This window comes from Streptococcus sp. V940 (genome assembly GCF_054353495.1).
Map to the genome: position 1 here is coordinate 45002 of NZ_JBTHHZ010000002.1, position 24760 is coordinate 69761.

The following is a 24760-nucleotide window of genomic DNA, read 5'->3' on the forward strand; positions in this document are numbered from 1 at the left end:
TTTCAGAGAATTTTTTCTTATTCTTCATCTGGTGTGAGAATCATCGGAATGATGATTGGTTCACGTTCAGTATTTTCGTAAAGGAATGGTCGGATAGCATTTACGATAGCGCCATTGACTGATTGGATGCTGGCATCCTTGTTTTTCAAAGCGATACGAATAGCATTGAAAAGGATGCGTTGGCTTTGACGGATCAAGTCACCAGATTCACGCATGTAGACGAATCCACGACTGAGGATATCTGGGCCAGAAATAATCATCTGAGACTTGAAGTCTACTGTTGCGACAGCAAGCACGACACCATCTTCGGATAGGTCTCGGCGGTCTTTTAGGACTGCTGCTCCGATTTCACCGATACGATTTCCATCGACGTAGATGTCTTGGGCATTGAAGTGTCCTGCGATACGAGCAGAGTTTGCAGTGAGGGCAAGCACATCACCATTGCTCATGATAAAGATATTGTCTTTTTCAACTCCAGTATCTACAGCAAGTCCAGCGTGGACTTTTTGCATGCGATATTCACCGTGAACAGGCATGAAGTATTTTGGTTTGATGAGGCGGAGCATGAGTTTTTGTTCTTGCTGACCACCATGTCCAGATGTATGGATGTTGTTAATCTTACCATGAATGACTTCAACACCAGCTTCAGAAATGATGTTAATCAGCTTGTTAACGCTAGTGGTGTTTCCTGGGATTGGACTAGATGAGAAGATAACTGTATCGCCAGGTTGGAGTTGTACCTGACGGTGAGTTCCGTTAGCGATACGAGAGAGGGCTGCCATAGGTTCGCCCTGGCTACCTGTACAAAGGATAAGAATTTCACCTGCAGGGTAGTCTTTGATTTCATTTGGCTCGATGAAGGTTCCCTTTGGCGCTTTAATGTAGCCAAGTTCGATTCCGTTAACAATAGCCTTTTCCATAGAGCGTCCAAAGACAGCAATCTTACGCCCTGTTTTAACAGCAGCATCAGTCGCTTGTTGGAGACGGAAGATATTTGAGGCAAAGGATGCAAAGATGATGCGTCCCTCGATACCTTGGATAATCTTCATAATAGACTGACCAACGACCTTTTCAGAGTTTGTGAAGGTTGGCACTTCAGCATTTGTTGAGTCTGAGAGTAAGCAAAGCACTCCGTCTTCACCTAGGGCTGCCATACGGTGCAAGTCTGCAGGTTCACCAACTGGTGTAAAGTCAAACTTGAAGTCACCGGTACAAACGATTTTTCCTTGAGGTGTGTGGATAACAATTCCCAAAGGCTCTGGGATCGAGTGAGTTGTTCTAAAGAAAGTTGCTTTAAGATTTTTAAAGGTCAACTCAGTGTTGTGGTTGATTTCGTGAAGTGTAGCATTGCGCAAAAGGCCATGTTCTTCGAGTTTTCCACGGATCAAAGCGAGAGCTAGTGGACCTGCATAGATAGGGATATTTGCTTGCTTGAGCAAGAAAGGAATCCCACCAATATGGTCCTCATGTCCGTGGGTAATCAAGAGAGCCTTGACGCGGTCGATATTTTCGACAATGTAAGAGTAATCAGGGATAACGTAGTCGATACCAAGCAAGTCATCCTCGGGGAATTTAATCCCTGCATCAACAATGATGATTTCGTCTTGGTATTCGATTCCGTATGTATTTTTACCGATTTCTCCTAGACCACCAATGGCAAAAACGCCCACTTCTTCTGGTTTAAGAGTATAGGCCATATTAGAACTCCGTAATTTCGAATGCGCCAGTTTCTTTTTCGTAGTCTAGCAATTTGTCTGACAAGAGCTCGATATATTCAACGTTGAATTCTGGACGGTTTTTTTCAACAAGTTCACGGGCAATGATACGTCCCTCAAGTTCTGAGCTGGCATCAATGTCTAAGTAAAGTGAGCGTGTTGTTTCACGACGTGGGCTACGGTCTTTTGTTTCTTGATAAAAAACTTTGTAAATCATGTGTTTCCTTTCTGTTTTCAGGTCAGCTGTATTCAAAAAATTACCAGCTTGAAGCTGTTTGTTTCTATTTCATTTTCTGCCTGTATTGACCTTGATTCGTTACAATTATCTCAATTATAACATAAAAAGGGGAATTAGTAAAAGAGGGGAAACCTGAAAGCAAGTAACGTGAAATACATCTCATTTTGCCTTGTATAAGTATTTGAAGACCTCAGATTCAAATGCTATAATAAAGTTAGAAAAGAGGTTTTTCCTTTTAAGGAGGGTAGGATATGTTTCAACTAGCTATTGCAATTCGTATCTTGGCATTCGCTATTTTTGTTGCCTGTGTTTACGGAGGAAATGTTTTGTATACTCGGCTGGAGTATCGGAATGCCAAACTCCTTTGGAAGATTTGCTTCGTGACTCTGTATTCGTTTTTCCTTCTTCTAGTGACCTATGTGGTCTGGTTCGTATTTTACTTTGGCTTGAATACTTAAGTGCTGAGGCTGGGACAAAAGTCCTAGCCTCTCAATTGTCTTTGGCTTGTCGAGCAAGACGCAGTGGTTGAGTGGGCTCTACTACGCTGATTTCATCAGCTTTTACAACCCTACTCAACTGTGCGGAGGTGGGACGACGAAATCAAATTCTAACGAATTACCGATTTCTGTCCAACTCTCATTTTCGTTTCAAAACAAAGAAAATTCCCATGTGTCAGCTTTTGTAGTATAATAGTAAACAGACAAAAAGATAGGAATGTGTTATGAAAGTATTAGCTTTTGATACGTCTAGCAAGGCTCTTTCTCTAGCTATTGTAGAGGACAAGCAGCTTCTTGCTGAGACCACGATTAATATCAAGAAAAATCACAGTATTACCCTGATGCCTGCTATTGATTTTTTGATGGCCGGTCTAGATTTGACACCCAAGGATTTGGATCGAATCGTCGTGGCAGAGGGACCGGGTAGCTATACAGGTTTGCGAATCGCAGTAGCAACTGCCAAGACCTTGGCTCATACCCTAAACATTGAGTTAGTGGGAATGTCTAGCCTTTTAGCTCTGCTACCGAGCCAGCAGGAAGGCTTGGTGGTTCCTATCATGGATGCACGCCGTAACAATGTATACGCAGGATTCTATGAACAAGCTCAACCTGTCTTTCCAGAAGCGCATCTGTCCTTTGCGGAAGTCCTTGAGCAGGTCAAGGATGCTGACCAGGTAACCTTTGTTGGTGAAGTGGGTGCCTTTGTCGAGCAGATTCAAGAGCAATTACCACAAGCCAACTATCAAGAAACCTTACCAAACGCAGCGAATCTTGCTCTTTGGGCCTGGGACAAGGAAGCAGACTCCTTGCACGATTTTGTGCCGAATTACCTCAAGCGTGTCGAAGCTGAGGAAAATTGGCTCAAGAATCACGCCGAGTCTGGCGAGTCTTACATTAAACGCCTATGATAGAAATCAAACGAATCCAACAGCGACCTGACTTGGCCCAAGCCATCTACGCTGTTATGGTAGATGTGTATCCAGTCAGCCCTTGGACACTGGAACAAATCCAAGCAGACCTGTCTCAAGACCAGATCTGGTATGCTCTAGCTTATGATGGGGAAGAAGTGATAGGTTTTCTAGCAATTCAGGAGAATCTTTTTGAAGCAGAAGTTCTGCAAATCGCTGTCAAAGAAGCCTATCAAGGTCAGGGGATAGCCTCAGCCTTGTTTGCAACATTGCCGACAGACAAGGAGATTTTCCTCGAAGTCAGAAAGTCCAACCACCGAGCGCAAGCATTTTACAAGAAAGAAAAAATGGCAGTCATCGCTGAGAGAAAGGCCTATTACCATGATCCAGTCGAGGACGCCATTATCATGAAGAGAGAAATAGATGAAGGATAGATATATTTTAGCATTTGAGACATCCTGTGATGAGACCAGTGTCGCCGTCCTGAAAAACGACGACGAGCTCTTGTCCAATGTCATTGCTAGTCAAATTGAGAGTCATAAACGTTTTGGTGGCGTAGTGCCAGAAGTGGCTAGTCGTCACCATGTCGAGGTCATTACAGCCTGTATCGAGGAGGCGTTAGCAGAAGCAGGAATTACTGAAAACGATGTGACAGCTGTTGCCGTTACTTACGGACCAGGCTTGGTCGGAGCCTTGCTTGTTGGTTTGTCAGCCGCCAAGGCCTTTGCCTGGGCACATGGGCTTCCGCTTATCCCTGTGAACCACATGGCTGGTCACCTCATGGCAGCTCAAAGTGTGGAGCCTTTGGAATTCCCCTTGTTAGCTCTTTTAGTCAGTGGTGGGCACACAGAGTTGGTCTATGTTTCTGAGGCCGGTGATTATAAGATTGTTGGCGAAACACGTGATGATGCAGTTGGTGAGGCCTATGATAAGGTCGGCCGTGTCATGGGCTTGACCTATCCAGCAGGTCGCGAGATTGATGAATTGGCTCATCAAGGTCAGGATATATATGACTTCCCTCGTGCCATGATCAAGGAGGACAATCTGGAGTTTTCATTCTCAGGTTTGAAGTCTGCCTTTATCAATCTCCACCACAATGCTGAGCAAAAGGGAGAAAGCCTGTCTACAGAGGACTTGTGTGCCTCCTTCCAAGCAGCAGTTATGGATATTCTCATGGCAAAAACCAAGAAAGCTTTAGAAAAATATCCCGTAAAAACCCTTGTCGTCGCAGGTGGTGTGGCAGCTAATAAAGGTCTCAGAGAACGCTTAGCAGCTGAAATCACAGATGTCAAGGTCATCATCCCACCTCTGCGCCTCTGCGGAGACAATGCAGGAATGATTGCCTATGCTAGCGTTAGCGAGTGGAACAAAGAAAATTTTGCAGGCCTGGACCTCAATGCCAAACCAAGTCTCGCCTTTGATACCATGGAATAAAGAGTCAGCTTGAAGCTGGCTTTTTTGTTTGGACAAATGCGCGAGTTTTTTAGTATAGTAGAAATATGAGATTTAAAAAAATAATGGGTATAGCACTTGCTATAGGGGTATTGTTGCTGTCTCTGCTGGCTTTTCAGATGTTTCAAAAGATGCAATTGATCATGTTTGACTCTATTTCACTTAACATGCCCATCGAATCTGTTGAAAAAGTGTTTGGAAAACCTAATGAGATAGTAGAAGAGACAGAAACAGGCTATCACAATCCTTGGCGTGCAAAAGATCCCTATCTCTATAAAACTGGGCGCCTTTTCTACGACTATGAAAATTTTAAATGGAAAGGTTATAGTGGTCGCGTGACCTTTACTTTTTCAAAATCACATCGTTTACAAGGGGCGTCGGTTTATTTCCCTGTAGCTTCTAAAGCTCAACAGAAAGAAATCTTTTATCAGATGACCCAAGACATGAAAGCAGAAATCGAAGCTTTACCTAACTTTCAGTCTTTGAAAGTTGATGCCTTGGTCGGGGATGATGGTGGTTATCGGTTTAAGGTTAAACTGAAAGGGCAACTGAGAGAACCCTGGATCGATGTTTATCCTACAAAATATGAGGATGATGACAATCCTGAGATTAACCAATATCATATTCGAATCGATCAATCTCGATGGTAGTTACCCTAGCGTGCTTGCTTTGAATGTTTGGTAGTAGAATGCTGTATTTGTAAGAATGAGGAAGTTTATGAAAGAAAAAGGATTTTGGGAAGGTGTGCAGGCAGCCATGCCAACAGCTCTGGGTTATGTCAGCATCGGCCTTGCTTGTGGCATTATCGGGGCTCCATATGTAACACCTGTCGAGATGGGCTTGATGAGCCTCTTTGTTTATGCGGGCAGTGCTCAGTTTGCCATGATAGCCTTGATTGCAGTTCAAGCCCCTGTTGCAGCCATTGCCATGACAGTTTTTTTGATCAATCTGCGTCTCTTTTTGTTGAGCTTACATGCGTCAACCTATTTTCGTCACACCAGTCTTTGGCACAATATCTGCATGTCCAGTCTTTTGACCGATGAGACCTATGGCGTTTTGATGGGTGAGTTGGCTCATACAGATACGGTCAATCCTATGTGGATGCATGGGAATAATCTCAATAGCTATCTAGCTTGGTTTGTGGGGACAGTTGTCGGAACTGCCTTAGGTGGCCTTTTGCCAAACCCTGAGATTTTCGGTCTTGACTTTGCCCTAGTCGGAATGTTTATTGGGATTTTTTCTTCGCAATTCCAGATTATGCAAAGAAGAATTCCCTTGCGCAACCTCTTCATCATTTTAGGAGTTGTCGCCCTTTCCTTCTTTATACTCTTGACAGTGGTATCTCAATCGCTAGCTGTCCTATTTGCGACACTGCTTGGATGTACAATGGGGGTGATTTTAGATGGTCAGTAAGTATCTTTTGTTAGCCGTTATTTTTTCTGGCCTAGTGACTTGGATTCCACGAGTGATTCCCTTTGTCTTGGTCAAGTATAAGGGCTTGCCTGCTATCGTTGAGCGTTTTTTGAAATTTTTACCTGTATCTATTATCTTTGCTTTGATTTTATCAAGTGTGGCAACAGGTAAGGTCGGTAATTTTCCTCAAATCAAATGGTTAGACTTGATAGTAGTCTTTCCAACAGCCTTTGTTGCCTTCCGTTACCGCAATTTGGTTGGTACAGTTCTTTTTGGAGTAGTCTTGATTGCTGCCTTACGTTTTATCTTTTAAATCAGCTATAAAGAAAACTTATGGCAAAGATAGAAATCATATAATGGCGCAATTACTTTTTTTCTGTTAAGATAAGACTATATTCTATTTTGGAGGAAATATCATGAAAAAAATTGTTAAATATTCATCACTTGCTGCCCTAGGGCTTGTTGCCGCAGGTGTATTAGCAGCTTGCTCAGGTGGTGAGAAGAAAGATGCTGCATCTGGTGAAGCAACATCTGGTAAGAAAGAAATCGTTGTAGCAACTAATGGATCACCAAAACCATTTATCTATGAAGAAAATGGTGAATTGACAGGTTACGAGATTGAACTTGTTCGTGCTATCTTTAAAGACTCAGACAAGTATACTGTCAAGTTTGAAAAGACAGAGTGGTCAGGGATTTTCCCAGGACTTGATAGCGATCGTTACCAAATGGCCGTTAACAACCTTAGTTATACCAAAGAACGTGCAGAGAAATACATCTACGCAGCGCCAACTGCTAAAAATCCTAACGTTCTTGTTGTGAAGAAGGACGACACTAGCATCAAGTCTCTTGATGATATCGGTGGAAAATCCACTGAAGTCGTTCAAGGAACAACCTCAGCTAAACAATTGGAAGCATACAACACAGAACATGCGGACAATCCAACTATCCTTAATTATACTAAGGCAGATTTCCAACAAATCATGTCTCGTTTGAGCGATGGACAATTTGACTATAAGATTTTTGACAAGATCGGTGTAGAGACAGTTATCAAAAACCAAGGTTTGGATAATTTGAAAGTCATCGAACTCCCAAGTGACCAACAACCTTATGTTTACCCACTTCTTGCCAAAGGTCAAGATGAGTTGAAGGCTTTTGTGGACAAACGCATCCAAGAACTCTATAAAGATGGAACCCTTGAAAAACTATCTCAACAGTTCTTTGGCGGTTCTTATCTGCCAGCAGAAGCTGACATTAAATAGAAAAAAACACCTCTGTTAGTGACAGGGGTATTTTTATGTAAGCACATTCAAAAAAGTGACTGGATTGCCTCATATTCTTTGACAGAGGCCCTTTAAAGGTGTTATAATAGCATATAATACCTTTAAAGGAGTTTGTCATGAAATACAAAAAATTTCTATCCTCATTTACTTTAGCTACTGCTTTGTTAGCAGCGAGTGCCATAAATCAAGAGGTTCAAGCTAATGAAAAGCCAGTAGATGGCAAGGAAAAAGCTGTTGCACAATCATCATCTGAAAAACAAATTACAGATGCGCAAAAAGAAGTTAAGAAAGCACAAGCATCCGTAGATGAAAAAGCTTCAAAAGAAGTGGAGGCTAAAAAGGACTTAGCCAAGGCTGATAAAAAGGTTGCTGAGACCAAAGAAGCTATCAATATCGCTAAAAATGCTGATGCTATCATCGAAGAAGAATCAAAAGTAGCATCTGAGAAGAGTGCTGAAAAATCTGAAGCTGACAAAGCTTTGGCAAATGCAGAATCTACAGCAACAACAGCAAAATCTGAAGAAACTGCAGCTAAAGAAGCTAGCCAATCTGCCAATGAAAAGCGTGATGCTAAAGCAGCAGAGGTAAAGGCGAAACAAGCTGAACTCGATGGCATGACTGATGAAAGTCTTAAAAATCAAATCTCTAATACAGAAAACGATATTAAAAAGGCAGATCAGTCTATTCAAGAACAAACTAAAGCAGCAAGTGAAGTAGCGAATAAGATAGCAGATAAACAAAAGGAACTTGACAATTACAAACCAACAGTTTTGAAAAAAGTCTTGAATCCAGAAGAACAAGGTCATAAAGCTCCAGCATCTGAGGATGGTTATGACTATAACAAGCAACATCGCCCTAAAGACGCCTCAGGTAATCCTTTGATGGAGAATGTTGACTTCCAAGGTGTTCGTGAAGTTGAAGTGGAAGCGACTGAAGAAATGAAACGCTTCACTAAGGCTATGGCTGATTACAATGCAAATCCATCCAAATATAAAACAAGACCAGTCTTTAAGTTTGTTGTGGATAATCGCAAATTGACAGAAGCTTTCATTGAGGTAGCAAATGAACTCCGTCGCGCTAATGGTGTTACACAAGATTTAGCTCTAGACGAAGCCTACATCAAACATGCAGAAGAACGTTCAAATGAAATGGCTACTACTGGTATCCTAAGCCATGATACCAAGTTATCACACCCAGATGGAGAAGATGTTCGTGTAGAAAACATCGGAATGGATTATGCAATTCCTGGAACAGATGGTGGACCAAACTTTGTGGAAGTTAAAAATGGTCAAACGATTTATAATTACGATAAGATTATGAGTTATAAACAGTATGCTTATAAAATCCTTTTAGCTTGGTATGCAGACTTTAATAATATAAAAGGAATCGACTACGGACACCGCAGAGCCCTTCTTACACCGGTTGGAGGGAAAGTAGGAGTTGCCCAAGGAACGATTGAAGGAAAAAATCCTAATAACATTTATTATACATATACAAGTAATGCCTATTCACCTGAAACAGTGAAGGAATACACGTCTAATTTCTATGCCTTTAAGGACGATGATAAATTGCATCCGACTTTCTATGGTAAACGCATGAAGTTCTTGCCTGAGCATCACTTTGTATACGTTGAAAAAACAGTTATTGACAAATCTGCTGACATTAAGGCTGCACTTGCATCATTACAAGCAGAGAAAGCTGATAAAGATGCTAAAAAAGTAGCTGCTGAAAATAAAAAAGCTGACTTGTTAGTAGCTTTGGATAAATTAAATAAACAAGCCAATAATTTATCAAGTTCACGTGAACAAGTTAAAAAAGACTTGGAACAAGCGAAATCTGATTTGGCAACCTTGACTGCAGATGCGAAAGCAAAAGCTGACTTAGTTGCTACGAAATCACAAGAAGCAACTAAAGCAAGTCAAAATCTAAAAGCCTTGCAAGCCAAGGTAGCAGAATTGGCTACAGCTATTAAAAATGCAGAAGAAAAACGCGATAAAGCAATGACCTTGAAAGGTCAAGCATCAGCCTTGGAAACAACTTTGAAGCAAGCAGAAACTGATAAAGCAAATGCACAGAAAGTTAGTGATCAAGCAGAAGCTGAGTTGAAATTGGCTCAAACAGCCTTGGCAGAAGCTAAAGCGAAGCTACAAGCTTTATTAGATGTACTTGAAGCAGAGAATATGCTGAAAGTGGCAGAAAAAGACGGAATGATTATTGGGCTACCAAAAAATGCACCAATTCAAGACCCACTTCCAGAATTTGATCTTCGTAAACTTGCTGACAAACCTCAAGGAGCAGAAACTAAAAAACCTGGAGAAAAAGCTTCTACTAAAGTATTACCAAATACAGGAACAAACTCAGGTGTAGATGAACAAGCGACTCTGTTTGGAGTTTACGGTTTACTTGCGAGTCTCGGCTTAGCAGGCATCGTAACACGACGCAGAAGACAAGGTGAATAAATCTTAAAAGCTATCTAGCAATCAGCTAGATGGCTTTTTTGTAGAATGATAGATGTGAGGATAGGTCAAATGGTAGCTTAATAGGTATAGTTTCAAACTATATGTCTGCCTATCTAATAACAATTTGCTAAATCAAATAAAGTATGAGATACTATTACAGTATTATTTTTAAAGGAGAAAGAATCATGAAAATCAAAAAATGGTTAAGCGTAGCAGCGATTGCTACAGTAGCAGGCCTTACACTTGCAGCTTGCGGAAATTCAGACAAGAAAGCGGACAATACAACTACAGTTAAAATCGCAACTGTAAACCGTAGTGGTTCAGAAGCAGCACGCTGGGATAAAATCCAAGAATTAGTTGAAAAAGACGGAATTAAATTGGAATTCACAGAGTTTACAGACTACTCACAACCAAACAAAGCAACTGCTGATGGTGAAGTAGACTTGAACGCTTTCCAACACTACAATTTCTTGAACAACTGGAACAAAGAAAACGGTAAAGATCTTGTAGCGATTGCAGATACTTATATCTCACCAATCCGCCTTTACTCAGGTTTAAACGGAAGTGAAAACAAGTACACTAAAGTCGAAGACATCCCAGCAAACGGTGAAATCGCAGTACCTAACGATGCTACAAACGAAAGCCGTGCCCTTTACTTGCTTCAATCAGCTGGTTTGATTAAATTGGATGTTTCAGGAACTGCACTTGCTACAATCGCAAACATCACAGAAAATCCAAAGAACTTGAAAATCACTGAATTGGACGCTAGCCAAACAGCTCGTTCATTATCATCCGTTGATGCGGCTGTTGTAAACAACTCTTTTGTTACAGAAGCAAAATTGGACTACAAGAAAGCACTCTTTAAAGAGCAAGCTGACGAAAACTCAAAACAATGGTATAACATCATCGTTGCGAAAAAAGATTGGGAATCATCACCTAAAGCTGATGCAATCAAGAAAATTATCGCAGCTTACCACACTGACGAAGTGAAAAAAGTCATCGAAGAAACTTCAGACGGCTTGGATCAACCAGTTTGGTAATAAACACAGGGAGGTGGGAGAGATTTTTCCACCTCTTGCTTTTATATAGAGCCTAATACAAATGAAATCCACTTGTATTGATTCTAAAGGTACAAGTCCTAGTAGAAAGGTAGAGAGAAAATGGTTTTCCCTAGCCAAGAAGAACAAATTGAAAAGTTTGAAAAGGATCATGTAGCGCAACATTATTTTGAAGTTTTGCGTACCTTGATTTCTAAAAAATCAGTCTTTGCCCAACAAGTCGGCCTGAAAGAGGTGGCTCGTTATCTAGGTGAGATTTTTAAACGTGTTGGTGCAGAAGTTGAGATTGACGAGAGCTATACAGCGCCTTTTGTCATGGCACATTTCAAAAGTTCACGACCAAATCCCAAGACTATCATTTTCTACAACCACTATGACACAGTACCAGCAGATAGTGATCAAGTTTGGACCGAGGATCCTTTTACACTCTCTGTGCGTGATGGCATTATGTATGGACGCGGGGTTGACGATGACAAAGGGCATATCACTGCTCGCTTGAGCGCTCTGAGAAAATATATGCAAGATCACGATGATCTTCCGGTCAATATCAGCTTCATCATGGAAGGAGCTGAAGAGTCTGCCTCTATGGACTTGGACAAATATCTAGAAAAACATGCGGACAAGCTCCGAGGTGCAGATTTATTAGTCTGGGAACAAGGAACTAAAAATGCCTTAGAACAGTTAGAAATCTCTGGTGGAAACAAGGGGATTGTGACCTTTGATGCCAAAGTTAAGAGTGCCGATGTGGATATCCATTCTAGCTATGGTGGAGTCATCGAATCAGCTCCATGGTATCTCATTCAAGCTTTGACAAGTCTTCGCGCTGCCGACGGCCGTATCTTGGTAGAAGGTTTGTACGATGATGTGCAGGAACCAAACGAACGTGAGTTGGCCTTGGTTGAAACCTATGCCCAACGCAATCCAGAGGAAATCAGCCAGATTTACGGTTTGGAATTACCACTGTTACAAGAGGAACGTACCGCCTTTCTAAAACGTTTCTTCTTTGAACCAGCGCTCAATATCGAAGGAATTCAGTCTGGTTATCAAGGTCAAGGAGTTAAAACGATTTTGCCAGCAGAGGCTAGTGCCAAGCTAGAAGTCCGTTTGGTTCCGGGACTTGAACCCCATGATGTTTTGGAGAAAATCCGAAAACAACTAGACAAAAACGGCTTTGATAAGGTAGAATTGTACTATACCTTGGGTGAGATGAGCTATCGAAGTGATATGAGCGCACCAGCCATTCTCAATGTCATTGAGCTGGCCAAGAAATTCTATCCACAGGGCGTATCTGTTTTGCCGACAACGGCTGGGACAGGTCCTATGCATACAGTATTCGATGCCTTGGAAGTACCTATGGTCGCTTTTGGTCTAGGAAACGCCAACAGCCGAGACCACGGTGGAGATGAAAACGTGCGAATTGCAGACTATTACACCCATATTGAATTAGTAGAGGAGCTGATTAGAAGTTATGAGTAGAGATATTATCAAGTTAGATCAAATCGATGTGACTTTTCATCAAAAGAAAAGAACCATCACAGCGGTTAAAGATGTGACCATTCACATCCAAGAAGGGGATATCTATGGAATCGTTGGATATTCTGGAGCAGGGAAATCAACCCTGGTTCGTGTTATCAACCTTTTGCAAAAACCATCTGCAGGAAGAATTACCGTTGATGATGACGTGATTTTTGATGGAAAAGAAACCTTGACTGCTGGACAATTACGTCGCAAGCGTCAAGATATTGGGATGATTTTCCAACACTTTAACCTTATGAGTCAAAAAACGGCTGAGGAAAATGTAGCCTTTGCCCTCAAACATTCTGGACTTAGTGAGAAAGATAAGAAAGCTAAAGTGGCTGAATTATTAGACTTGGTCGGATTGGCTGACCGTGCCGAAAACTACCCTTCACAACTTTCTGGTGGTCAAAAACAACGTGTAGCTATTGCGCGTGCCTTGGCCAATGATCCGAAGATTTTGATTTCAGACGAGTCAACTTCAGCTCTTGATCCGAAGACAACCAAACAAATCTTGTCACTCTTGCAAGAATTAAACCGTAAACTAGGTTTGACCATTGTCTTGATCACACATGAGATGCAAATTGTCAAAGATATTGCGAACCGTGTGGCAGTGATGCAGGATGGTCGTTTGATTGAAGAAGGTAGCGTACTTGAAATCTTCTCAGATCCTAAACAACCATTGACCCAGGACTTTATCTCAACTGCGACAGGTATCGATGAAGCTATGGTTAAGATTGAGAAGCAAGAAATCGTGGAACACTTATCTGACAATAGTATTCTGGTACAACTCAAATACGCTGGGGCATCTACAGATGAACCGCTTTTGAATGAATTGTACAAGCACTACCAAGTAACAGCCAATATTCTCTATGGAAACATTGAAATTTTGGATGGTACTCCGGTGGGTGAGCTTGTGGTTGTTTTATCTGGAGAAAAAGAAGCGCTGGTGAATGCTCAAGACGCTATTCGTCAGGCCGGTGTGCAACTAAAAGTATTGAAGGGAGGACAGTAAGATGGCAGAGTTGATTCAAACTTACTTACCAAATGTCTATAAGATGGGCTGGTCTGGTCAGGCTGGCTGGGGAACAGCCATTTACCTAACTCTTTATATGGCAGTTCTTTCCTTCGTTATCGGAGGATTCTTGGGACTAGTGGCAGGTCTTTTCCTTGTCTTGACAGCGCCAGGCGGTGTCTTGGAAAACAAGGTCGTTTTCTGGATTTTAGACAAGATTACCTCAATTTTCCGTGCGGTTCCCTTTATCATCCTTTTGGCTATCTTGTCACCACTTTCTCACTTGATTGTGAAGACAAGTATTGGGCCAAATGCGGCTATCGTACCGCTATCTTTTGCAGTCTTTGCCTTCTTTGCTCGTCAGGTTCAAGTAGTTTTATCAGAGCTTGATGGTGGTGTCATTGAGGCGGCTCAAGCAAGTGGAGCGACATTCTGGGATATCGTAGGAGTTTACCTATCAGAAGGACTTCCAGACTTGATTCGCGTGACGACTGTAACCTTGATTTCACTAGTCGGTGAAACAGCTATGGCGGGAGCAGTTGGGGCTGGAGGTATCGGTAACGTAGCTATCGCTTATGGTTTTAACCGTTACAATCACGATGTGACTATTCTTGCAACCCTCATCATTATTTTGATTATCTTTACTATCCAATTTTTGGGAGATTTCTTGACCAAGAAATTAAGTCATAAATAAAAAAGAGCCAGATGGCTCTTTTTTATGATGTTTTATGTGCTAATTTTTTGCTCAATGCTTGTCCAATCAGAGCACCAATTAAAGCGCCGATGAGGACACTTGTGATAAAGAGGAGGATATTCGCAGGATTCGGTACAACCAAAATGCGATCGATATAGTCCTGAGATTTTCCACGAGCGACTAGAGTTGCGATATAGGTTTGAGGGGTCAACCACATGAGTAGGATGGGACCAGTAGTACCAAAGGCAAAAACTAGGAAGGAAAGAAGGTTTTTAACCTTATCCTTGTAATGTCCTAGGTGAGCGATGCCATCTGCTGCAAGACCGCAGATAATACCTGGCAGAAAGGCTCCAGCACCATGCTTACTCCCGAGGAAAAATAGAGAAATCACAAGTCCTATCGAAGTAATCGCTCCAAAACGAGGCACTTTTGCTAAAAGGATCATATAGACGCTACCGCCCACAAGAGCAGAAAAGGCAGGAGCGTAAAACATATTTCCAGTGTGGTCGACAAGGTTCCCTAGTAGAACCCCCACTCCGATACAGAGAAAGTAGACAAGGGCAGCAACAAGGGTTGTCAAGATATTCTTTTTCATAAGTTCTCCTTCGTATATCTGATGGTATTCATTGTATCATGCATGGCTCAGATTGTAAATGCTAGTTGAAATCAGGTATTTGGGTGATAATGATAACAACTGTGCATGATCAAAGCTATTTCTTTACTCCTCTCACTGTCCCAATCCTGTCATTTATGGTAAAATAGGACTATTAAGTTATAAAGAGGATTCTCTATGAAATTACAAAAACCAAAAGGAACGCAGGATATTTTACCTGCTGAGTCTGCCAAGTGGCAGTACGTTGAAGGCTTTGCGCGTGAAATTTTCAAACGCTACAACTATGCAGAAGTACGTACCCCAATTTTTGAGCACTACGAAGTCATCAGTCGTTCTGTCGGGGACACAACTGATATCGTAACCAAGGAAATGTATGATTTTTACGACAAGGGAGACCGTCATATTACCCTTCGTCCAGAAGGAACTGCCCCAGTTGTTCGTTCCTATGTGGAAAACAAACTCTTCGCTCCAGAAGTCCAAAAACCAAGCAAGTTCTACTACATGGGGCCAATGTTCCGCTATGAGCGCCCACAAGCAGGTCGTTTACGCCAATTCCACCAGATTGGTGTGGAGTGCTTTGGCTCTAGCAATCCAGCTACTGATGTGGAAACCATCGCTATGGCAGCTCACTTCTTGAAAGCAATCGGTGTTCAAGGTGTCAAACTACATCTCAACACTCTTGGGAATCCTGAAAGTCGTGCAGCCTACCGTCAAGCCTTGATTGACTACTTAACACCGCTCAAGGAGACATTGTCTAAGGATAGCCAGCGTCGTTTGGAGGAAAACCCTCTCCGTGTCTTGGACTCGAAGGAAAAAGAAGACAAGGTAGCTGTGGAGAATGCACCATCTATCTTGGATTATCTGGATGAAGAAAGCCAAGCTCACTTTGATGCTGTTCGTCAGATGTTGGAAAGCCTTGGAGTAGACTACATCATCGATACCAATATGGTGCGTGGTCTGGACTACTACAACCACACCATTTTCGAGTTCATCACCGAGATTGAGGGCAATGACTTGACAGTCTGTGCAGGTGGTCGTTACGATGGCTTGGTTGCCTACTTTGGGGGTCCTGAAACTGCTGGATTTGGTTTTGGACTTGGTGTAGAGCGCCTTCTTCTAGTCCTTGAAAAACAAGGCGTGGCACTTCCTATCGAAAATGCTCTAGACGTCTATATTGCTGTTCTTGGTGAAGAAGCTAATCTGAAAGCCTTGGAGTTAGTACAAGCATTGCGCCAACAAGGCTTCAAAGCAGAGCGTGATTATCTTAACCGTAAACTCAAAGCTCAGTTCAAATCAGCTGATGTTTTTGCTGCTAAGACTCTCATCACTCTTGGAGAGAGCGAAGTCGAAAGTGGACAAGTCAAGGTTAAGAACAATCAAACTCGTGAAGAACTAGAAGTTTCACTTGAAACTATTAGCAAAAATTTCTCAGAGGTATTTGAAAAATTAGGATTTTAATAGTAGAGTAATGAACCAGGGATTTATCCCTGGTTTTTTACTCAATAATAAAAAAACGACCGTTAAGATAGACTCTTGCAAAAAACAACTCAGAAAAGCTGAACATTTGTTAGAATAAGAGGCAAAATAATAAGAATAAGACTTGTAAACGGATTCAAAAAATGCTATGATATATCTGATTAATAAAGAGGAGTCAATTATGAATCATTTAAAAAAGAACGCGATACGTGTGTTTACATTTTTAGGTATAATCGTGTTATCTTTGACAGTACTGACAACAGTATTTGCAGCTGGTGTTACAGACTATACAAATAACACAACAATCACTGTTGATGGTCAACCACTGACAGATGAAACTCAAATTAGTACAGGTAAAGTTTTGGAAGCAACCAATAACATTTCTTTCCCTGATACTCAACAAATTAACGAAGGCGATGTACTGGTACTTGACCTTCCTAAAGAGTTGGGCTTGATTACGAAACTAGAGTTTCCAATTACACATAGTAGTGGTGAAGTGATTGGAAAAGCGGTGACCGATCCAAGTACTCAAAAAGTAACGATTACATTTACAGATTATTTCTCTAAGAATTACAAAGATAAGGTAATGTCCTTGAAATATTCTGTTCGTCCAAATGTAACGAACTTACCAGAATCAGGTAAATATACATTCCAATTCGGGACAGAAAACTATACGCTTAATTACGATAAAACAGACGGTGAAGCTGGTGACTATGAAATGAAATATGGTTACCAAGATTCAGAAAATCCTAACCGAATCAAGTGGCGTGTTGTTTTGAATGCTGTTCAGGATAAATTGAACAACATGGTCATTAAAGATGACTTTAGCGACAGTGGACAAGTCTTGGTGGAAAGCTCTTTCCGTGCAGTTCGTTATGCAACACAACCAGAGAAAATTCCAAATGAAGCAGCACTTCTTAAACTGGAACCAATCGATAACTTTAGCAAAAAAGCTGAATTTACTCGAAATGCAGATGGTAAAATCACAGGGTTCACCATTAACTTTGGTGATAACTGGAACTGGGCAATGTACATTGAGTACACAACAGAATTGACTTCAGCACTTCCAGAAGGTAGTAAAGTTGCCAATGTTTTGGAATGGTCAGCAAGCAACTTCCAAAAATCTCGTTCAGTCAGTGCATTGACGCGTTTAGAAACAGCTTCAGGTATGGGTAGTGGAGATAAGACAACCACAACAACTACGACCACAACGACTACTTCAACAACTACAACAACGGAAGAACCAACGACTACTTCAACAACTACAACAACGGAAGAACCAACGACTACTTCAACAACGACAACGACCGAAGAGCCAACGACTACTTCAACAACGACAACGACCGAAGAGTCGACGACTACTTCAACAACGACAACGACCGAAGAGCCGACGACTACTTCAACAACCACAACAACAGAAGAATCGACGACAACTTCTACTACAGAAGCAACAACTGAGGCGACTACAGGTTCAACTTCAGAAACTACAGAAGCGACAACTGAGGCAACTACAGGATCAACTTCTGAAACAACAGAAGCAACAACTGAGGTGACTACAGTAACAACCGAAGAACCAGCGACCACTTCAACAACAGAAGAGTCAAGGACCACTACGACCACAACGACAACAACCTCAAAACCAGATGTTCCAGGAACAACGACTACAGAGGAAAAACCAGAACTTCCTAAAACTGGTGAATCAGTAGAAACTGGTTTGGTATTTGCGGGAATCGTCATCTTATCAAGTACCGTTGTATTGAAACGTAAATATAATAGATAATAGTAGAGAGAGCAGGACTCTCTCTTTTTTAATATTATAAGAAATAAGTATAAAAAAACCAACAAAGTATTCACTGTTGATCGTTGGAATTTTAACTACCTTCCAATTAGGTCAAGGGTATGTCAAAACTGATACAATTGATTTTTCAAATAATACGGTTATTCAAAATCAGGATAAGAAAGCTCCTTCGTTAAATAAGAATACAATTAAAATAGTAAAACTACTATTAATATAAAAAAAGAGGTGGTAACAGATGAAGAAAAGTCTGCAGTTTTAATGCTGGAAGATTCTACTTCTACAATGGAGGTAGCAGAAAAATAAACAGGTAAGTTTCGTTATGATAAGGAAGTTACTGAAGAAAATCCATCAAACGAGTAACCAGTCTGAGAAAAGCTAGTCACTGAGTAGCAAAAGAACAACAAGATAAGGTTCCCCCCAATAGCTCTACCACCTAAGCAGGACGAAAACGTCGTTAGTAGGCATAACTCAAAAACTCAGAAAACTGCTATATGTCAAGATAAGATATTATCAGAAGCAGGAGAACATCACATTGGTAGTTAGGTCTACTTGGAAGCTTGGTGTCATTCTTAATATTTATCGATATTATAGATAAAAAACACGACCATTAAAGCCTGTTTTTATCCAAAAATGAATAAAAAAACGAAATAATTTTAAAAAAGCAAGAAAAAACGTAAAAAAATCTTGTAAATGGCTATAAAAAATGCTATGATACAACTAACCAATTTTAAAAAAGGAGATTATGTGATGAAGAAATCACAGCTTAGCGTAACGCGTATTTTAGCGATGTTAAGTATTTTGGTTCTTTCATTGGCAACCCTTACGACCGTATTTGCTACTGATGTTACCAACTATACTTTGAAAACAGAAATTAAGGTTGATAATAAACCATTAACTGCAGATACTAAGATCACGACTGGTCGTGTCTTAGACGCAACAAATTCACTTACTTTCCCAGACTCACAAAATATCAATGCTGGGGATACACTGACTTTGGATCTTCCAAAAGAATTGGAACTAACTACTAAACTTGAATTTCCAATCCTTCATAGTAGTGGCCAAGTGGTCGGAAATGCTGTAACTGACCCGGCTACAGGGAAAGTGAAAATTACTTTCACTGACTACTTCTCTAAGAATCCCCAAAACAAAGTTATGTCTTTGAGATACTCAGTTCGTCCAAATGCAAACACTTGGAAAGATTCTGGTAAGTATACATTTAAGTTTGGGAACGAAACTTACCAAGTAACCTATGAGAAATTTGTAGGTGTTCCAGGTGACTACGAATATAAAGTTGGTTACCAAGACAAAGCAAATCCTAAACGTATCAAATGGCGTGTCCTTTTGAATGGTATTCAAGATAAATTGGATAACTTGGTTATCACTGATGACTTCAGCAATCATGGACAAGTGCTTGTAGAAAGTACATTCCGTGCTGTACGTTACCCAACTCAACCAAGCAAAATCCTAAATGTAGACGAATTGTACAAGTTAAAACCAACTGAAATCCTCACTGAGAAAGCAGTGTTCACAAGAAATGCGGCAGGTCAAATTACAGGATTTAGCTTTAACCTTGGGAATGTTAACAAAGAGTCAGTATGGATTGAATACTCAACTGAACTTACTCAAGACCTTCCTGCAAAAACTAAAGTAGACAACATATTGAAGTGGAAAGCTACTAATTTCCCTGAAGAGCGTACTCTTACTGAACATGCTCGTTTAGAAACTGCTTCAGGTGATGGTGGTGGTGATAAGACTTCTACAACTACAACCACAACAACTACGACCACAACAACTACAACTACAACAACTACAACGACAACAACGGAAGAGCCAACGACTACTTCGACGACAACAACGACCGAAGAGCCGACGACTACTTCAACGACAACAACGACCGAAGAGCCGACGACTACTTCAACGACAACAACGACGGAAGAGCCGACGACTACTTCAACGACAACAACGACGGAAGAGCCAACGACTACTTCAACGACAACAACGACGGAAGAGCCAACGACTACTTCAACGACAACAACGACGGAAGAGCCAACGACTACTTCGACTACGACAACGACGGAAGAGCCGACGACTACTTCAACTACGACAACAACGACGGAAGAGCCAACGACAACTACAACAACAGAAGCAACAACTGAGGCAACTACAGGATCAACTTCTGAAACAACAGAAGCAACAACTGAGGTGACTACAGTAACGACCGAAGAGCCGACGACCACTTCAACAACAGAAGAGTCAACGACCACTTCGACAACAACTACAACAACGGAAGAGCCAACAACCACTTCAACAACGACTACGACAACCTCAAAACCAGATGTTCCAGGAACAACAACTACAGAGGAAAAACCAGAACTTCCTAAAACTGGGGAAGCTATGGGGACTGGATTGGTATTTTCAGGAATCGTTATCTTATCAAGTACCGTTGTATTGAAACGTAAATATTCCAACAAGTAATAGTTAAGTTTCTTTAAAGGGGAGAGAGCAAGGTTCTCTCCTTTTTTAAAAGTAAATAGTACATGGAGCATTTAGATGAAACTATCAATTCTTATCACTCTTTTAAACGAAGAATTAGTTCTAGCTCAAACGCATAAAGCCATTTCTGAGCAGTTAGATAGCATGATTTTATCGGAACAACTATCTGATTATGAAATTCTTTATGTAGATGACGGGAGCAGCGATAGCACTCTAGAGCTAATCGATGCTATTGCGAATGAACATCCACGGGTCAAGTATATCAGCTTTAGTAGAAACTTTGGACGCGAGAGTGGAATTCTTGCTGGTTTTAAGTATGCTACTGGTGACGCAGTTATGGTGATGGATGGAGATTTGCAACATCCGCCTTACCTAATCCCTCTCTTTGTAGAAGCATATAAGGAAGGATACGATATCGTCAGTGGTCAGAGAAGTCGAGAAGGGGAGTCATTTGTAGGAAGCTTCTTTGCTCGTAGTTTCTATAAATTCTCCAACCATTCCATGGATGTCAAGTTAACAGACGGGAAATCTGAATTACGGCTCCTCAGCAAGAGAGCTGTGGATGTGTTTGTTTCGCTACCTGAGTACAATCGATTTAACAAAGGGCTTTATGAGTGGATTGGTTTTAAAGAGAAGGTTATCCCTTATAAAAACGAAGTTCGTAAAGCAGGAAAAAGCAAATTCGGCTTTAAGAAGTCTATGAACTATGCTTTCCAGGGGATTATCTCATTTAATGATCGTCCTCTTAGAATTTGTATCCAATTTGGTTTTGTCAGTATGGCTCTGTCTCTTCTCTATATTGTTTATGAGTTTTGCAAATTTATCTTCTCTTCCGACTATACGAGTGGTTATTTCACGACAATAGCGGCGATTATCTTGTTTAGCAGTGTGCAGCTGATTTTCATCGGTGTGCTTGGAGAGTATATCGGGAAGATTTACTACGAAGTGAAGCAACGCCCTCACTTTATCATTGCAAAAAGCAATATTGACCAAGCTGAAAAAGATAAGATTGGTTAAGATGACATAGGAGAAATCAATCATGAATAAGTGGTTAATGCAATTGCAAGAGTTAAAAGGGAAACACCCTAAAGCCTTGCTTTATACGATAAGTACCTTACTACCGATGACCATCATGTTGGTCGTGTGGTTTTTTATGGGTAGCTATCCCTTTGGGAACAAAAGTCTGATGGCAGTTGACTTTGGTCAGCAGTATATCAGCTTTTTTGGCTTGCTTAAGAATGCAGTGCTTTCTGGTGATTTGAGTAGCCTGACTTATTCCTTTACCAAATCTCTCGGTGGGGACATGATAGGGGTTTTGGGCTATTACTTGATGAGTCCCTTTAATATTTTTTATATTCTTATTCCCTTCAAACACTATGGTTTAGCAGTATTTCTGACGATTTGGCTCAGATATGGAGCAATTGGCCTTTCATTCTCTTACTTCCTTATTAAGCGTTATAAGGGAGCAGAGTCACGTTTGTGGCTAGTGCCTTTATTTTCAACAGCCTATGCTCTTTCGGGGATGCTCGTTTCCTATCAGATGAACGTTATTTTCTATGATGCCATGATTATGCTACCGCTCGTCATCGTTTATCTGGAAGAACTCTTGGATGGTGGAAGACCCTATCGTTATGCTTTTATTCTGGGGCTAACAGTCTTTCTGCAGTTCTATATGGGCTATATGATTTCGATTTTTATCGTCCTATACTCTTGCTATTATGTTTCACCACGCCTCTCTATCCAGGGAACTCTGAAACAGAAGCTGAAACACTTCTTGAGTCCTTTGGTAAAAACATTTGCCTTCTCTGTCATTGGGGTTGCGACGGCTTCGGTATTGATCGTGCCAGTCTTTTATAATCTCCTTGAGAGTAAGGGGCAGGTTGGAGATGCCATGAAGTTCTCCTTCGCCTTTCAGATCAACCCTGTGGATATCTTATCGAAGTTGGCTATCGGTGGCTTTGATACTGCCTCAGGCTGGTCGGCTGGACCGAATCTTCCAAATATCTATATTGGTGCTTTAGGATTTCTAGGTTTTATCCTCTACTTCACATCGAAGCAGGTAGCCAAGGAAAAACGTTGGGCTGCAGGTGCGGTCACCCTTGTCTTCTTCATTTCCTTTGTCAATGAATTTGTAAGTAAAATCTGGCATATGGGACAAAACCCAGCTGGATTCTTCTTCCGTTTCTCATGGTTATTCTCGTTCTTTATGCTCGTTTTAGCCTATCAGGTAGTTAAGGGGCAAGTAGAAATTTCTCGCAGAGGGAAGTTGCTTTCAGGGGTGTTGCTTGTTTTTTCAGCAATTTATCTCTATACAAAGAAATTCACCTATCTTCCAAAAAACCAGCCAGAAGCTTTGACTCAATTTATATCAAAGAATGTTCTTGTGTTTTGGGTATTACTAATAGCTATTACTGCAGCCTGCACTTATCTCTATTGGAGTCGTTCTCGTAAAGCTCCTCAAGTGAAAAAAATGGTGCTATTGATAGCTGGTGCTGTCGTCCTTCTTTTAGGAATTCTTCTCCAAACAGGATATTTCTTATCTCAGGTTGTATTAACCTTGTTGGTCTATTTGGCAGTTATCTTCTTATTGCGCACAAGAATGACCAGATTAGCCATTTTTGCCGTGTCTGCCCTAACAATCTTTGAGTTAGGCTATAATGCCTATCTATCTCAAGTGACCTTTGGGTATGCAGATGTAGATAAGTTTGTAGATGCGACGGTATCTGTAAAACAAGTGACAGATGATGTTCAGAAACAAGCAGATCAACCATTTTATAGAATCGCAACAACCTTTGCCTATTCAAAAACAGTGCCATCACTTGTTTCATACCCAGGTTTAAGTACCTTTAGTTCAAGCTTAGAGCGTACTACCATGGATCAATTTGCCTTTATGGGTGACCAAGGGATTAATGCAGCGACAGAGTATGAAAATGGAACTCCTCTGACGGATGCCTTATATGGTGTTCGCTACTATATGGATGTCAAAGACCTGGATCCTACTGAGAAAGAAGCTCATCCTGAGAGAATGTATTTCACACGTTTTGCCAGTCGTTTTGATATGCAGCGTTATTTCACGCAGAAGGTCTACGAAGATGAACGCTATATCGTGTACGAAAATCCAAATTCTTTCCCATTAGCCTATGGAACAAATGATTTGGTAAGAAACATCAACTTTGGTAGAAATAACGCTATCCAAAATCAAAATATCATCCTTAACTCTATGGAAGGTGTGAAAAAAGGCGAGGAAAACTACCTCGACTACTTCAAACCCCTAGCCTACGGAGATGTTGAAACAGAAAATCTTACTGAGGAAAATGTCGACAAAGAAAAAGGAACTGCAGTCTACAAGCGGGTGGATTCTTCTAAGGATGCAATCGTTCGCTACCGAATTACTCCGCGAACAAATTTGACCTATTACTTCTTCGTACCAGCAAGTCTAAATTCAGAGAAAGATTACTCCGTCCTTCTGAACGGCAAGTGGTTCACTCATTCTAAGAGAAATACGCAACGTCAACTATGGCAAATCGCTGACAATGCAGAGAATCAAGAGTCTGTACTGGAGTTCCGCTTTAAAACAGACAAGGTTGACCTTTCAAACGCAGGAGTTTACCGCGCAGAAATCAGTCAAATTCAAAGTGCTTTAGAAAAGCGGAAGGAACAAGGTCTACAAGTTGAGAAATTCTCGAATACTCATATCGTCGGTTCAGTGAATATTACTGACGACAGTAAATATATGATGACCTCTATCCCTTATAGTGAGGGTTGGAAGGTGAAAGTAGATGGCAAGGATGTCCCTGTGACAAAAGCATGGAACAGCTTTATTTCATTCCCGATTACTTCCGGACAACACAAAGTAGAATTTGTTTTCTCTCAAAAAGGAAGGGTTACAGGTGCTGTATTGACTCTCATCAGTCTAGCAACCCTTTATATCGTCAGAAGAGATTACAAGAAGGATGATAAAAACCAGCTGAAAGAAAATCAAGACGCTCCATCAGCTGAGTAAGAAATCTTTTATCAACTATAAAAAATACGGTCAGGATACCATTCCTGACCTTTTTCTTTTACAAAATGACAAAAATCTTAAACTTTTTGACAAATATGCTTGTCAAAAATAAAAAGATGTGTTACAATGAAAT

21 protein-coding genes are annotated in these 24760 nt (G+C 41.0%); 18 read left to right on the forward strand and 3 right to left on the reverse strand.

Going from position 1 to position 24760, the window contains the following annotated elements; genetic code table 11:
• Positions 1-17: 17 nt before the first annotated feature.
• Positions 18-1697 carry a ribonuclease J1 gene (rnjA, locus tag ACXYSM_RS06140; protein ID WP_075229679.1) on the reverse strand — a complete coding sequence of 560 codons (1680 nt, stop codon included), beginning with the start codon at positions 1695-1697 and terminating at the stop codon, positions 18-20.
• A gap of 1 nt (position 1698) precedes the next feature.
• A complete protein-coding gene (locus ACXYSM_RS06145) occupies positions 1699-1932 on the reverse strand; it encodes a DNA-dependent RNA polymerase subunit epsilon (protein ID WP_006149161.1) in 234 nt (77 codons plus the stop codon).
• A 272-nt stretch (positions 1933-2204) separates the two neighbouring features.
• Between ACXYSM_RS06145 and ACXYSM_RS06150 the strand changes: the two genes are divergently transcribed.
• The 13 genes from ACXYSM_RS06150 (at position 2205) to ACXYSM_RS06210 (ending at position 14244) form a co-directional block, all read left to right on the forward strand.
• On the forward strand, positions 2205-2411 hold the full coding sequence (locus tag ACXYSM_RS06150; RefSeq protein ID WP_458634732.1) for a hypothetical protein: 207 nt from the start codon (positions 2205-2207) through the stop codon (positions 2409-2411).
• A 263-nt stretch (positions 2412-2674) separates the two neighbouring features.
• Positions 2675-3358 carry a tRNA (adenosine(37)-N6)-threonylcarbamoyltransferase complex dimerization subunit type 1 TsaB gene (tsaB, locus tag ACXYSM_RS06155; protein ID WP_458634733.1) on the forward strand — a complete coding sequence of 228 codons (684 nt, stop codon included), beginning with the start codon at positions 2675-2677 and terminating at the stop codon, positions 3356-3358.
• Positions 3355-3792, forward strand: coding sequence for a ribosomal protein S18-alanine N-acetyltransferase (rimI, locus tag ACXYSM_RS06160; protein WP_458634734.1), 438 nt, complete (start codon positions 3355-3357; stop codon positions 3790-3792). The genes tsaB and rimI overlap by 4 nt, the downstream gene beginning before the upstream one ends.
• Positions 3782-4792 carry a tRNA (adenosine(37)-N6)-threonylcarbamoyltransferase complex transferase subunit TsaD gene (gene tsaD / locus ACXYSM_RS06165; RefSeq protein ID WP_458634735.1) on the forward strand — a complete coding sequence of 337 codons (1011 nt, stop codon included), beginning with the start codon at positions 3782-3784 and terminating at the stop codon, positions 4790-4792. Before rimI ends, tsaD begins: the two co-directional genes overlap by 11 nt.
• Before the next feature lie 65 nt (positions 4793-4857).
• The gene (locus ACXYSM_RS06170; RefSeq protein WP_458634736.1) at positions 4858-5460 is read left to right on the forward strand and encodes a hypothetical protein; all 603 of its coding nucleotides are present in this window, start codon (positions 4858-4860) and stop codon (positions 5458-5460) included.
• A gap of 67 nt (positions 5461-5527) precedes the next feature.
• Positions 5528-6223 carry an AzlC family ABC transporter permease gene (locus ACXYSM_RS06175; RefSeq protein WP_458634737.1) on the forward strand — a complete coding sequence of 232 codons (696 nt, stop codon included), beginning with the start codon at positions 5528-5530 and terminating at the stop codon, positions 6221-6223.
• The gene (locus ACXYSM_RS06180; protein WP_458634738.1) at positions 6213-6536 is read left to right on the forward strand and encodes an AzlD domain-containing protein; all 324 of its coding nucleotides are present in this window, start codon (positions 6213-6215) and stop codon (positions 6534-6536) included. The genes ACXYSM_RS06175 and ACXYSM_RS06180 overlap by 11 nt, the downstream gene beginning before the upstream one ends.
• Before the next feature lie 103 nt (positions 6537-6639).
• Complete coding sequence (locus ACXYSM_RS06185) at positions 6640-7482, forward strand: amino acid ABC transporter substrate-binding protein (RefSeq protein WP_458634739.1); 843 nt, start codon at positions 6640-6642, stop codon at positions 7480-7482.
• Between the two features lie 137 nt (positions 7483-7619).
• Entirely contained in the window at positions 7620-9962 is a 2343-nt protein-coding gene (locus ACXYSM_RS06190) for a CAP domain-containing protein (protein WP_458634740.1), read from the forward strand.
• A gap of 185 nt (positions 9963-10147) precedes the next feature.
• Entirely contained in the window at positions 10148-11002 is an 855-nt protein-coding gene (locus tag ACXYSM_RS06195) for a MetQ/NlpA family ABC transporter substrate-binding protein (RefSeq protein ID WP_458634741.1), read from the forward strand.
• Positions 11003-11122: 120 nt separating this feature from the next.
• A complete protein-coding gene (locus ACXYSM_RS06200) occupies positions 11123-12496 on the forward strand; it encodes a M20 family metallopeptidase (protein ID WP_458634742.1) in 1374 nt (457 codons plus the stop codon).
• Complete coding sequence (locus ACXYSM_RS06205) at positions 12489-13550, forward strand: methionine ABC transporter ATP-binding protein (RefSeq protein ID WP_458634743.1); 1062 nt, start codon at positions 12489-12491, stop codon at positions 13548-13550. The genes ACXYSM_RS06200 and ACXYSM_RS06205 overlap by 8 nt, the downstream gene beginning before the upstream one ends.
• A 1-nt stretch (position 13551) precedes the next feature.
• Positions 13552-14244: a methionine ABC transporter permease gene (locus tag ACXYSM_RS06210; RefSeq protein WP_458634744.1), complete on the forward strand. Its 693-nt coding sequence runs from the start codon at positions 13552-13554 to the stop codon at positions 14242-14244.
• A gap of 22 nt (positions 14245-14266) precedes the next feature.
• Here the strand turns inward: ACXYSM_RS06210 and ACXYSM_RS06215 are convergent, their stop codons facing one another.
• Complete coding sequence (locus ACXYSM_RS06215; protein WP_458634745.1) at positions 14267-14839, reverse strand: MptD family putative ECF transporter S component; 573 nt, start codon at positions 14837-14839, stop codon at positions 14267-14269.
• Between the two features lie 195 nt (positions 14840-15034).
• Here ACXYSM_RS06215 and hisS point away from each other — a divergent pair, with 195 nt between their 5' ends.
• The 5 genes from hisS (at position 15035) to pgfM1 (ending at position 24627) form a co-directional block, all read left to right on the forward strand.
• Entirely contained in the window at positions 15035-16315 is a 1281-nt protein-coding gene (hisS, locus tag ACXYSM_RS06220) for a histidine--tRNA ligase (RefSeq protein ID WP_458634746.1), read from the forward strand.
• A gap of 199 nt (positions 16316-16514) precedes the next feature.
• On the forward strand, positions 16515-18113 hold the full coding sequence (locus ACXYSM_RS06225) for an Ig-like domain-containing protein (protein WP_458634747.1): 1599 nt from the start codon (positions 16515-16517) through the stop codon (positions 18111-18113).
• Positions 18114-18878: 765 nt separating this feature from the next.
• Positions 18879-20606, forward strand: coding sequence for an Ig-like domain-containing protein (locus ACXYSM_RS06230; RefSeq protein WP_458634748.1), 1728 nt, complete (start codon positions 18879-18881; stop codon positions 20604-20606).
• A 75-nt stretch (positions 20607-20681) separates the two neighbouring features.
• On the forward strand, positions 20682-21641 hold the full coding sequence (pgfS, locus tag ACXYSM_RS06235) for a glycosyltransferase PgfS (protein ID WP_458634749.1): 960 nt from the start codon (positions 20682-20684) through the stop codon (positions 21639-21641).
• A 22-nt stretch (positions 21642-21663) separates the two neighbouring features.
• Positions 21664-24627: a glycosyltransferase PgfM1 gene (gene pgfM1, locus ACXYSM_RS06240; protein WP_458634750.1), complete on the forward strand. Its 2964-nt coding sequence runs from the start codon at positions 21664-21666 to the stop codon at positions 24625-24627.
• Positions 24628-24760: the final 133 nt, after the last annotated feature.